Here is an 11,597-nt window from a genome sequence, read left to right as displayed (position 1 = left end):
AACTGCCGGAACCGGTTTTGACGGTTTTTTTGCTGTGGCCGTTACGCCGGCCGGGCTGCAACTGCTTTTGTTCGAGGTATTGTCCGGTTTCGGCTTCCAATGCGGCCTTGGCCGGTTGTTTGATGGGTGGGGTAAGGGGGCCGTCTTTACCGGTCAGTGCCTGTCCGGACTGAAGTTGCCTGAGTGCGGTTTCGAAATCAAATGCGGGTTTGGTCATGTGTCTTCTCCTTTATGGGGGGTTAGGGGATTGACACAGATTTTTGAACAGTACCGCAATCTCATTGGCATCAGTTTTATTTTTTTGAATCGTATCTTTTATATCTGATTTAAAACCATATATAAATACACCTGTTAGACGCAATAACAGATACCCCAGTACATATCTTTCTCCTAACTGCCCGTGACTAAAAGTATTATAAACTTCCAAGTAACGAATAAATGTTTCTACTTCACGCAATGATAGTTCATTATGCTTGATTAAAGCATGAGCAAATATCTGCATTTCCGGATTTAATTTAAGACCTGTATTGTTCAATACCTTACTTTTACTTACAAGATTATCAAAGTGTGCGATAGAACTGAGTTTCCTATTATTCCTGTCTTCCTCCAACGTCTTCTCTGGTAATCTAAAAGTAAATTTCAAAAACTTATCCAAATATTTCTGCGCATCAATAGCTGCACCAGAAACACTCTCGGCCACTTGTTCTTCGTCAGCCTGACTCATTGCATTTTGAAAACCATCGCCAAATCACCTACATTCTGTTTGGCAATATGTGCGACCACTGCTTTCAAGGCTGCCTTAGCAACAAATATACCACCCTTCTTAAACTTTCCGATTAAATTTTCCGCCCAGGAGAAAGCTGTCCATCTGAGTCTTCAGCCCCTTTATTTAATATCTGAAAAGGCCGCCTGAAACGTAACTTTCAGACGGCCGTCTGAAAGCCAAAGGAAAACCCATAAAGCTGATACTTGTCGCACTCATGCGTAAGCTGGCCGTAATAGCATTTATGCTTTTAGCCAATAGCCAAGATTTTGAACTTGAAAGATATAAATGAAAATTTAATGGACAATTCCCCCTAGATTTTTAATTTACTGAAAAATAAATAGAAAACAAAAACAGAAATCTGTTTAATATTAAACAAAACGTCCTGAATAAATCAGGGTGCGCGTTTTTGCAATATCAAGAAATGTAAATCTATTTGACGGCGCAATACACTATCTTTCTTATATTTTATGCCCTACACAAAATCCCCCCAAAGCGTCTGCATGGCTGCCATTGCCGCGAGTGAAGCAGTTTCAGTACGCAACACACGCGGGCCCAAGGTGACAGACTGGAAACCGGCGGCAAAGGCTTGTTCTTCTTCTGCCGCACTCCAGCCGCCTTCGGGGCCGACTATAAAAATCAGGCCGTCTGAAGAAGGTTGAATTTGATTCAGCTTTTTCGCACGGTTGAGGTTCAATAACAATTTGGTTTTTTCAGACGGCATATGCTGCAAGGCCTGCCGATAGGAAATCAGCGGCAATACTTTCGGCACAATATTGCGTCCGCTTTGTTCGCACGCGGAGATCACGATTTCCTGCCAGCGTTCGACTTTTTTCCCGGCACGTTCGCCCTGCAGGCGTACGGTAGTACGTTCGCTAATCACGGGCTGAATTTCGCCTACACCCAGTTCGACACTTTTTTGCAGGGTGAAGTCCATGCGTTCGCCGCTGGAAACGGATTGAATCAGGGTGATGTGCAGTGGTGATTCATTGTTTACACGCTCTTCACACAATACTTCGGCACGGGCACGGCGTTTTTCCAAATCAATCAATCGGGTAGGATAGGCATGGCCGTTGCCGTTGAATAACACAATCCCTTCTTCATGTTTCAGGCGCAAAACATTCAAGTGGCGCACAATATTATCAGGCAACTCAATGAGTTGGCCTGCTGAAAGCGATTCAGTAAGATAAAAACGGGGCATAGTTTTTAGGATTATTAAAGTATATAATGTGGCAGTTAAACCGAAGCGGCGGAAGCCGCATTCGGTCAAACGAGATACTTGCGTTGGCGCGGCTCAAGCCATCTCCCAACGTGGTAAACTGTATTTTAAGCGACTCGCGCATATTTAAGGACAAAAATTGTTACACCGATTGCAAAAACTGATTCGTCACGTCGCGCAAACGGAGGTGATGCCACGCTTTCTCAACACCCCTGCCTGCCGCAAAACCGACGGCTCCATGCTCAGTGAAGCCGATTTGGCGGCGCAATCCGCGCTGGCTGCTACCTTACCGCTGGTGATTGACAGCCCGATGATGGGCGAAGAAATGGCCGCACAGGAACAAATCCGTTTGTGGAACACGCATTCGGAAAGCGGCTTGTGGGTGGTCGACCCCATAGACGGCACCAATAATTTCATCAACGGTCTGCCCCATTTTGCTATTTCCGTGGCCTATATCCAAAACGGCCGTGCGCAATTGGGTGTGATTTACAATCCGGTCAGTGGCGAATGTTTTTATGCCGAACGCGGCAACGGCGCATTTTTAAACGGCACGCGTCTGCCCTTGCGCCTGATGGAAAAACGTCTAAACGAAGCCATCGCCGGCGTTGAAATCAAATACCTGCGCTCAGGCAAACTGTCAAGCCGCATGAATACGCTCGCCCCGTTCGGTGCCATCCGCAGCATGGGTTGCAGCACGATGGATTGGTGTTATCTGGCTTGCGGCCGTTATGATGTGTATGTGCATGGCGGGCAGAAATTGTGGGATTATGCTGCCGGTGCGCTGATTTTTGAGGAAGCCGGCGGTTGTTTGGGTACGTTGGAAAATGATGCGTTTTGGAGTGGCGAGCATGTCTTCAAGCGTTCCGTCATCGCCGCACTTGAGCCGGATTTATTCGATAAATGGCGCTCTTGGATCAGGCAGAACCAATAAAGCCTTTCATCTGATTTTAATATTCGTTTAAATTAGACAATTTACTAAAATTATTTCACTTCTTAACAGCATTTAATACTAAAAAAGGTAAAATAAATCTCGCTGATAAATACTGCTCTTTTATCCCTTTTAGGCAGTACAGCAAGTACGACGTTTTCCCGCAATGTATTGGCCATTCATACTTCTCCCTTGGTATGAATGGTTTTTTTTGTCTCAAATTCAGCGTATGCACACCCATACGGCTTAAGTTTCAGGCATTCAATTACGATTGATAAATACTTAAAATCAATATAAACATGAAAATAATTATAAATACACTACGCCCTTGATAACTCTCGGCAATTTACTCAAATTAAAGACAGATAATAGAAACTTTACCCAATATCCAACCAACTGAAGGGGGCAATATCATGTTACCCGAATACCGCAACGTTCTTATCGCCATTGACGGTTCGCCCCAAGCAGAAAAGCCTTTCACAAAGCTGTGGACATCGCGCGGCGCAACCATTCCCACTTGGTGATTACGCATATCCTTGAACAATCACTTATGCAGCATGCCACGTTGCTGACGTAAAACATATATAACCAGCTTGAAACCGAAGCCAAAACCATGCTGAACGGTTATACCGATAATGCAGGGCGTCAATGTGTCGGCGAAATGGATGTCATTTTGCAAACCGGTAACCCGAAACAACTTTTATCGGAAGGCATTCCGCCGCAGGAAAACATCAATCTGATTGTGTTGGACACAACCGGCTTGAATGCCTTGGAACGTATACCGGTTGGTTCCTTGTCCGAATATATTGTTCAAAACACCCAAACCGATGTCTTGGTGGTACGTACCGAATAATCCGATATGGTGAATCCAACCACCCTACCGGTACAGTCTGCATCATTGGCAAATGCTTCAGACGGCCTTGATTCTGAAAAACCGATTTTGCATCATAAAATCAGCTCGAATTTAGGTCGTATCCTCATTTCATCTGCGTCGCACATTTTCGAGCAGAAAAGCGCGGATACCAAGCAAAAAACGCAGCAAGGTCGGGCGCCTTGCGCATATTTCCAACGCAGTAAGCATGTTTTTATGCCGAAAAGATACCGCATGATGAAATGAAGACACGCCCTAGACTAAAATCAATGGGTGGCCATCTGAATCTGATGATAAAAATAAGTTCAAGACAAACCTCTTTTCATGCTTGCCAAGGAGATGGCGTATGAACGAATATAAAACATTCTGGTCGGTATCGATGGTTCCCCACAAGCAGAAGCGGCATTGAAAAAAGCCACCGCCATCGCCCAAACGCAACGGCACGTACCTGACGATTGTGCATATTGTCGAAGACATCAAATCTTATCGTGCCGCAGCATTTCATGAAAGTACGCAAATCAAAATTCAGGATCAGGCTCAAAAATTGGTCAGCGGCGATACCAAACGCTGTGTTGAATCCGGTTGCACCGAATTTGCATCGTTGGACAAGGCAACCTGAAAGTCCTGCTCGCCATTGATATTCCGTCGCATGAGGTGGAGTGGATTTGATTATCACCGGCCCCACCGGCCGGAACGCATTCGAGCGTTTGATGAACGGTTCGTGTGCGAGCCACATCATCGAATACGCGCAGGCGGATGTGTTGGTTGTACGCAATTAATTAATAAGCATACAAGGCCGTCTGAAACACTTACCGAATAAGGCATTCGGCTAATGTATTTCAAACAGCCTTTTTCTTATACCCGAAAAGCGCGCATTAATAACTTTCTGATATTTAGCAATTTACGGAATTTCACATACAATAGACAGACTGTTTATTTCAAGAGGGAATCGTTATGGCGCAAGTGAGCAAACCGCAAACAAGAATTAACCGTTTTCTCAACATCATCGAACGCTTGGGCAATATTCTACCCAATCCTGTAGTGCTGTTCTTGGCCTTGATTATCGCGCTGCTGGTATTATCGGCAGTCGGTGCATATTTTGATGTCAGCGTGATTGACCCACGCCCTGAAGGCACGAAAGGGCGCGCGGAAGACGGCATGATTCGTGTGATTAACCTGCTCAACGGCGAAGGCTTGGCCAAAATCGTCACCCACTTGGTGAGTAACTTCACCGGCTTCGCACCTTTGGGTACGGCATTAGTGGCACTACTCGGCGTGGGCGTGGCAGAAAAATCCGACCTGATTTCATCAGCCATGCGCGCCATCGTGCTGAATGCGCCGAAACGCTTGGTGACTTTGGCCGTAGTGTTTGCCGGTGTGATGTCAAATATTGCGGCGGAACTCGGCTATGTGGTCATTATCCCCTTGGCAGCGACGGTGTTCTACTCGCTCGGCCGCCATCCTCTGGCCGGTATCGCCGCTGCGTTTTCCGGCGTGTCGGGTGGTTATAGCGCCAACTTGTTAATCGGTACGGTCGATCCGATTTTATCGGGCATTACCCAATCTTCCGCTCAACTGATCGCACCGGATTACCTCGTCGGTGCGCAAGCCAACTGGTCTTTCATGGCCGCCAGCACCTTCTTAGTTTCCGGCCTCGGTTTTCTGATTACCGATAAATTAATCGAGCCGCGTTTGGGCGCATACGACAAATCTGAAGGTGGCAGTAGCGCGGAAGGCATGAGCATTGAACAATTGGACGCACAAGAGAAAAAAGGGTTGTGGGCAGCATTTGCCACCATTTTGGTATTACTCGGTTTGATTGCCGCCGCCAGCCTGCCAGAAGGTGCGCCGCTACGCAACCCGGAAACGGGTGATTTGATGAATTCGCCGTTAATGTCGGGCATTGTCGCGCTGATTTTTGTGTTCTTCGCACTCTCCGGCTTGGCTTACGGCAAAGTGGCCGGCACCTTGAAAACCACTTCCGACGTGGTAGAAGGCATGGTCAGCGCCATGTCCTCGATGGCGGTTTACCTGACGCTGATTTTCTTCGTGTCGCAATTCGTCGCCTACTTCGGCTGGAGCAACCTCGGCCCGATTTTGGCGGTAAAAGGTTCGGAATTTTTAAAAGAAATCGGCTTAAGCGGCGGCTTGCTGTTTGTCTGCTTCGTCATCATCTGCGGCATGATTAACCTGATGATTGCCTCGTCTTCGGCACAATGGGCAGTGACCGCACCGATTTTCGTGCCAATGCTGATGTTGGCAGGTTACGCCCCGGAAATGATTCAGGCGGCCTACCGTATCGGCGATTCTGTGACCAACATCATCACGCCGATGATGCCGTTTTTCAGCCTGACCTTAGCGATTGCCATTCGCTACAAAAAAGACACAGGCGTAGGCACCTTGGTTTCCCTGATGCTACCCTACTCGATTGCCTTTGCCATCGGCTGGATGATTTTATTCTACGTGTGGGTATTCGTATTGGGCTGGCCGGTGGGGCCGGGTTCGGCAACATATTACCGGCCTTAAGGCTGTGATGTCACAAGGCCGTCTGAAAGAAGCAGAGTCCGTATTTGTGCTTCAGTTTTTCAGACAGACTTTTTAAAATATTGCTGTTTTTTCACCCCAATCCACCCACTTTTCAGACGGCCTTTTAAGGTTATATTCACACTGTGAGACAAGCCGTTAAACCTTAGCAAAACTCAGACTGACCCAAGCAAACCTGTGCCAATCTTCGATTCCGTATCTACCCGTTCGGACAGCCTTTCTTTGGATTGAACCTTAACCCGTATTACGCAACCCCTGCGCCACGCCGTTAATGGTCAAATGTACCATCAGCAAAGCATGGCTGTCTTTCGGGTTTTGACGTAAACGTCGCAGCATGGCGACTTGCAAGCCGTTCAAGGCATTGAGATACGGAATTCGCAAGGCCAGCGAGCGCGCGAGGCTTCGGTTGCCGCTCAAAAGCTCTGTGGTTTGCAGAATATCCAGCAAGGCTTTGCGGCTCTTCAGGTATTCGGCTTTAATCATTTGGAAAATTACTGCGGCTTTTTCCGGCGTTTCGCTCAACTCGGCATAGTCTTCCGCCAAGGTAATGTCGGTTTTGGCCATCACCTGTTCCATGTTCGACAGCATGGCTTGGAAGAACGGGTTTTGTTTGGCGTGATTCTGCATCGCAACCATATTGGCCGGATCCTGCTGGCACAAGGTTTCTACCGCACTGCCGAAACCGTACCAAGCCGGCAGCATCAGGCGGTTTTGCATCCATGAGAATACCCACGGAATCGCACGAAAATCCTGAATACGCGCCAAGGTTTTACGGCTGGCTGGACGGCTGCCCAAATTCAGCGTGGCGATTTCCTGAATCGGACTGGTTTGCAGGAAATAATCGATGAAATCTTCGTGTGTAATCAGCTCGCGGTAATACTTGAAGGAAATGTCCGACAAGGCCTGCATGAGTTTCGGGTCCGGGTCTTTTTGGTCAGGCAGCAAAGTCGCTTCCAAAGTTGCGGCGACCAAGGTTTCCAGATTGCGGCGGGCATTGCTTGGATCGGCATATTTGGCGGTAATCACTTCACCCTGCTCGGTAATGCGGATTTGACCGGCCACCGAACCGGCAGGCTGCGCCAAAATCGCTTGGTAAGACGGGCCGCCGCCGCGGCCGACGCTACCGCCGCGGCCGTGGAACAGGCGCATGCGCACATCGTATTTCTTAAACAAATCCACTAAGCCCAATTCTGCCTGATACAGACACCACGAGCTGGTCACATAGCCGCCGTCTTTATTGGAATCGGAATAGCCCAGCATGATTTCTTGGATATTGTCACGGCTCCTGATCAGCCCGTGATACCATTCCAAGCCGAACATTCTGTCCATCACCGGACACGCATTTTCTAAGGCTTCAATGGTTTCAAACAGCGGCACAATATTCATACGGCTGATCGGTTTGCCGTTTTCAATCAGTAACAAGCCGCATTCTTTCAGCAGCAAAGCCAGCGCCAACAAATCGCTCGGCTGCTCGCAGTTGGAAATAATACTTTGGGTAATCGCCTGCTCGCCGAATTCATCTTTGATTTTGCGCGCTTCGGTAAAAACCGCCAATTCGCGGCGCGCATGTTCGCTGTAAGTAACAAACGGGCTATACAGCGGCCGTTGGTACTGTAATTCGCGCAGCAACACGGTTTGCTTTTCTTCTTCCGACAAATTGGCATAATCTTCCAAACCGGCATGCCGGAACAATTCTGCCACCACATCACCGTGTTTCTCGGCATGTTGGCGCAAATCCAGCGGCATCATGTTGAAGCCGCACACCGAAGCAATGCGGATTAAATCGGCCAAGCGGCCTTCGGCCATCAAGGTGCTGCCGTTGTCGCGCAAAGAGCGTTGCAGCTTTTGCAAATCGGCAATGAATCCCTGCGCATCGGCATAGGGTTCGCCAAAACCGAAACGGCAGCCCATCCCCAAGCCCAGCGAACGTGCTTTGCCCATTACGCGCGCCATGATGTAGGCAATCGCGCGGCGGTAAGGCTCTTCCAAACGGGCGATTTCTTCGTCGGGGGATTCGTCCGACATGGCCATCACATCATCATTCACTTTCACACGGCGGGTCGACAAGGGCAACTCGTGATACAGCTCGTTCAATTCGCCACGATAACAGCGGAACACTGCATCGGCATGGCGGGTGAAAGCATGGCGCAGGGTTTCAGCGGTCACAAACGGATTGCCGTCTCGGTCGCCGCCAATCCAGCCGCCGATTTTCAGGATATCCGGCACACCCACATCCGGATAGGCCGTCTGAAAATCGCGTTCCATACCGCGGTAGAGTTTCGGTAAGGCTTCAAAAAAACTCATCGGGAAAATGTTGACGCCGTTGTTGATTTCGTCATTCACGCTCAATTTGTATTGGCGCGTTTCGCTGGTTTGCCACAAGCCCAGCAAAATGGTTTCGATGTCGCGGCGCAAATCAGCCAAAGCTTCGGCATTAGTACAACGTTCGCGCTGCGGTAACAAAGCGCGGATGCGGCGGTTGAAACGCAAAACCGATTGGCGTTGCACTTCGGTCGGGTGGGCGGTCAAAACGGCAGTGACATTGGTTTCGTTTAATTGTTGTTGCACCGTTTTGCCGTCGACTTTATTGGCACGCAGCTTGCGCACGGTCTCAGCCAAGCTGCCGGCGGCGGTGTTGTGGCCGGCATCTTCGTGCACTTGCCGGCGGCGTTCGTGATGCACGTCTTCCGCAATGTTTAAAATCTGGGCGAATAAACCGCAAGCCAAGGTCAAATCGTGCGCCTGCTGTTCGTCCAGCTGCGGTAAAACTTTCTCAATCAACGCACCGGTATCGTCGGACACGGACAACTGCCTGACGATTTCCACCACCAACGGCGATGCTTCTTGGTGCAACAGGTTAAACAGGCATTGTTTCAAAAACTCGGCATCGGCGGCCAGCGCCGCGTCTTTCGGGTTATTCAGAATATGGAGCTGCATATTTTTCTCTCTTTATTTCAAGCTTGAACGATTCCATTGTATAGCAGCTTAAACAAAACCGCTACAATGATAATAATGCCGTCCATCATAAGCCATACACCTGTTTATTTTTCAACAAAGTTCTGTTTGTTTCATTATTAATATGCCGGTAATTGCAAAATTTTCAGACAGCCTGCCGTATTATCCAATCTGCTTAAACCCTATTCCGAAGGCGAAAAATAGCTTAAAATGCAACCATTCACACATTGATAAACAAACCGGCTTTGGCCGGCACATTTCAGGAAACGACAATGTTAGATCTCACCCACTTAAACGAAAACAACGAAGCCCATATGGTGGATATTTCCGGCAAAACCTCCACTGCCCGCACTGCCCGCGCCAGCGGTGTGATTAACATGAGCCCGCAAGCCATCGGCATTTTAGCCGACAATGCCGCGCAAAAAGGCGACGTATTGGGCGTGGCACGTGTGGCTGCTATTCAGGCTGCCAAGCAAACCGGCTTTCTGATTCCATTGTGCCACCCTATTTCATTGGCCCATGTACGCGTGGATTTCAATGTAGATGTCGAACTGGCACGCGTCAAAGCCTCCGTTACCGCCGCCACCGAAAGCCAAACCGGGGTCGAAATGGAAGCGCTGGCCGGCGTCAACATCGCGCTTTTGACCATCTACGATATGATGAAAGCGGTCGATAAAAGCATGACCATCACCCAGATTCATCTGGAAGAAAAAACCGGCGGTAAAAGCGGCAACTTTTTGTTTAATAACGACTTTGAAAACATAGACTATTAAGGCATGTCTTCATTTCGCCTGCGTTGTACATTTTCGGACAGAAAAGCACGGATACCAGGCGAAAGCACAGCAAAGTCAGACGCCTTGCGCGCATTTTCAACGCAGCAGGCGTGTTTTTTATGCCGGAAAGAGGTCACAGGATGAAATGAGAACACACCCTAAACAGCCGTAAAATCCGCTTGTTTCAAATTCTGCGCAGCCTGCACGATTGATTTATAATCCTGCAGATTTTTTTATTTGAAAAGGCCATCTGAAAAACACATTATCTTTTTCAGACGGCCTGAACCGACAACATGAACGATTCCCAACTCCTACGCTTCAGCCGCCACATTCTCTTAGACGAAATCGGCATCGAAGGTCAAGAAAAGCTGCTGCAATCTCATGCCGTGGTGGTCGGCTGCGGCGGACTCGGTGCGGCTGCGCTGCCATATCTGGCTGCCGCCGGCATCGGCCGCCTGACCATCGCCGATTCCGACACCATCGACGACAGCAACTTGCAACGCCAAATCATGTTCACAGAAGCGGACATCGGCCGCAGCAAAGCCGAAGCGATGGCAGGACGTCTGAACGCCATTAATCGCGCGGTAGAAATCACCGCCATCACAGAAGCGATCGATGAAGCGCGTTTGACCGGATTTCTGCGACAAGCCGATATTATCTTGGATTGCTGCGACAATTTCGCCACGCGCCAAGCCGTCAACTGCGCCAGCGTCGCCACACGCACCCCTTTGGTTTCCGGTGCGGCCGTGCGTTTTGAAGGCCAGCTTGCCGTGTACCGCCCCGACTTGGCCGGTTCACCCTGCTACGCCTGCCTGTTTGACGGCAGTTCCGCCAGCGACGGCGCCTGTGCCCTGTTCGGCGTATTCGCTCCTTTGGTCGGCATCATAGGCACCAGCCAAGCCGCCGAAGCCCTAAAAATCCTCATAGGCAGCGGCACCACCCAACACGGCTGCCTGCGTGTGTACGACGGATTATCGGGTGATTGGCAGAAGTTTGAATTCGACAAAGACCCTGATTGCCGCGTGTGTGGCAATCATTAAGCACGAAACGGAAAAGGCCGTCTGAAAACGCTTTGAACGAATCCGTCCGACCGTTTTCAAACAGCCTTACATTCGCATTTCCAGTGCAACACTCAAATGCCGGCGGCAGGAGCCGCTAAAAACAAATCGGCCGGTATCTCATAATCCCGTATTTTCCCCGGTCGGCGGTTGAGGGCAGCCCCAACCGCCTTAACCTGTTTGCCGCCCAATTTTCTAAAATCCGTCCCCTTCGGGAAGGATGGCCGGATCAGTCCGTTGGTATGCGCCGCCAACCCTTTCCCGGAAAGGGTAGAGACGGCAGAAGTCAGGTTTGCATGGCCGGTACTTTGACAAAGCTCCCGTGCCGGTAAAACGCTTTGCCGTTATCCAACGTGATGGTTTGGATAACGCTTTTGAACGGTTTCAGAGCCTGATCCGCCACTCGGGCAACATCTTGTGCTTTGAAGCCGGCGGTTTTGCGGATAACGACGCATTTGGTTTTCCCCTCGACTGCAACCTGCAGTC

11 protein-coding genes and 3 pseudogenes are annotated in these 11,597 nt (G+C 49.4%); 9 read left to right on the top strand and 5 right to left on the bottom strand.

The genetic code is table 11. The features are described 5' to 3' along the window. Positions 1-217, bottom strand: a pseudogene (locus C7N83_RS10815) (IS256 family transposase); the annotation flags it as partial. Positions 218-229: 12 nt separating this feature from the next. After that, positions 230-724 (bottom strand): P-loop NTPase family protein, encoded by a 495-nt coding sequence (locus tag C7N83_RS10810; RefSeq protein ID WP_106742612.1) that lies wholly within the window; start codon positions 722-724, stop codon positions 230-232. 205 nt (positions 725-929) lie between these two features. Between C7N83_RS10810 and C7N83_RS16225 the strand changes: the two are divergent. Beyond that, positions 930-1,055, top strand: a pseudogene (locus C7N83_RS16225) (IS110 family transposase); the annotation flags it as partial. 183 nt (positions 1,056-1,238) lie between these two features. Here C7N83_RS16225 and C7N83_RS10800 read toward each other — a convergent pair. After that, entirely contained in the window at positions 1,239-1,964 is a 726-nt protein-coding gene (locus tag C7N83_RS10800) for a 16S rRNA (uracil(1498)-N(3))-methyltransferase (protein ID WP_106742610.1), read from the bottom strand. 157 nt (positions 1,965-2,121) lie between these two features. On the opposite strand from C7N83_RS10800, the gene C7N83_RS10795 reads away from it, so the two are divergent. From C7N83_RS10795 to C7N83_RS10775, 6 genes are all read left to right on the top strand, one after another. Continuing rightward, positions 2,122-2,913, top strand: a complete 792-nt coding sequence (locus tag C7N83_RS10795) for an inositol monophosphatase family protein (RefSeq protein WP_106742608.1) — start codon at positions 2,122-2,124, stop codon at positions 2,911-2,913. Between the two features lie 410 nt (positions 2,914-3,323). Then, positions 3,324-3,434 carry a universal stress protein gene (locus C7N83_RS16220; RefSeq protein ID WP_245911209.1) on the top strand — a complete coding sequence of 37 codons (111 nt, stop codon included), beginning with the start codon at positions 3,324-3,326 and terminating at the stop codon, positions 3,432-3,434. Between the two features lie 89 nt (positions 3,435-3,523). After that, the gene (locus C7N83_RS10790) at positions 3,524-3,763 is read left to right on the top strand and encodes a universal stress protein (protein WP_106742607.1); all 240 of its coding nucleotides are present in this window, start codon (positions 3,524-3,526) and stop codon (positions 3,761-3,763) included. Positions 3,764-3,769: 6 nt separating this feature from the next. After that, positions 3,770-4,027: a hypothetical protein gene (locus tag C7N83_RS10785; protein WP_106742605.1), complete on the top strand. Its 258-nt coding sequence runs from the start codon at positions 3,770-3,772 to the stop codon at positions 4,025-4,027. A gap of 413 nt (positions 4,028-4,440) precedes the next feature. Further along, positions 4,441-4,560 carry a universal stress protein gene (locus tag C7N83_RS10780; RefSeq protein WP_106742604.1) on the top strand — a complete coding sequence of 40 codons (120 nt, stop codon included), beginning with the start codon at positions 4,441-4,443 and terminating at the stop codon, positions 4,558-4,560. Positions 4,561-4,744: 184 nt separating this feature from the next. Continuing rightward, on the top strand, positions 4,745-6,307 hold the full coding sequence (locus C7N83_RS10775) for an AbgT family transporter (RefSeq protein ID WP_281256770.1): 1,563 nt from the start codon (positions 4,745-4,747) through the stop codon (positions 6,305-6,307). Positions 6,308-6,559: 252 nt separating this feature from the next. On the opposite strand, the gene ppc is transcribed toward C7N83_RS10775, so the two are convergent. Next, positions 6,560-9,262 carry a phosphoenolpyruvate carboxylase gene (ppc, locus tag C7N83_RS10770; protein WP_106742601.1) on the bottom strand — a complete coding sequence of 901 codons (2,703 nt, stop codon included), beginning with the start codon at positions 9,260-9,262 and terminating at the stop codon, positions 6,560-6,562. Positions 9,263-9,552: 290 nt separating this feature from the next. Here ppc and moaC point away from each other — a divergent pair, with 290 nt between their 5' ends. Both moaC and C7N83_RS10760 read left to right on the top strand, forming a co-directional pair. Next, the gene (gene moaC / locus C7N83_RS10765; RefSeq protein ID WP_106742613.1) at positions 9,553-10,053 is read left to right on the top strand and encodes a cyclic pyranopterin monophosphate synthase MoaC; all 501 of its coding nucleotides are present in this window, start codon (positions 9,553-9,555) and stop codon (positions 10,051-10,053) included. Positions 10,054-10,346: 293 nt separating this feature from the next. Further along, positions 10,347-11,093 carry a HesA/MoeB/ThiF family protein gene (locus tag C7N83_RS10760; RefSeq protein WP_106742599.1) on the top strand — a complete coding sequence of 249 codons (747 nt, stop codon included), beginning with the start codon at positions 10,347-10,349 and terminating at the stop codon, positions 11,091-11,093. 304 nt (positions 11,094-11,397) lie between these two features. Here C7N83_RS10760 and C7N83_RS14905 read toward each other — a convergent pair. After that, positions 11,398-11,597, bottom strand: a pseudogene (locus tag C7N83_RS14905) (IS30 family transposase); the annotation flags it as partial.

The organism is Neisseria iguanae (assembly GCF_003013245.1).
Taxonomy (GTDB): Bacteria; Pseudomonadota; Gammaproteobacteria; order Burkholderiales; family Neisseriaceae; genus Neisseria; species Neisseria iguanae.
This window is presented reverse-complemented; position numbering and strand designations above follow the sequence as displayed.

What these genes read in the sequence shown, in the direction of transcription:
- C7N83_RS10790 (WP_106742607.1), top strand. Translation starts at nt 3,524, where the DNA reads ATGCTGAACGGTTATACCGATAATGCAGGGCGTCAATGTGTCGGCGAA.
- C7N83_RS10785 (WP_106742605.1), top strand. Translation starts at nt 3,770, where the DNA reads ATGGTGAATCCAACCACCCTACCGGTACAGTCTGCATCATTGGCAAAT.
- moaC (WP_106742613.1), top strand. Translation starts at nt 9,553, where the DNA reads ATGTTAGATCTCACCCACTTAAACGAAAACAACGAAGCCCATATGGTG.
- ppc (WP_106742601.1), bottom strand. Translation starts at nt 9,262, where the DNA reads ATGCAGCTCCATATTCTGAATAACCCGAAAGACGCGGCGCTGGCCGCC.
- C7N83_RS10760 (WP_106742599.1), top strand. Translation starts at nt 10,347, where the DNA reads ATGAACGATTCCCAACTCCTACGCTTCAGCCGCCACATTCTCTTAGAC.
- C7N83_RS10800 (WP_106742610.1), bottom strand. Translation starts at nt 1,964, where the DNA reads ATGCCCCGTTTTTATCTTACTGAATCGCTTTCAGCAGGCCAACTCATT.
- C7N83_RS16220 (WP_245911209.1), top strand. Translation starts at nt 3,324, where the DNA reads ATGTTACCCGAATACCGCAACGTTCTTATCGCCATTGACGGTTCGCCC.
- C7N83_RS10810 (WP_106742612.1), bottom strand. Translation starts at nt 724, where the DNA reads ATGAGTCAGGCTGACGAAGAACAAGTGGCCGAGAGTGTTTCTGGTGCA.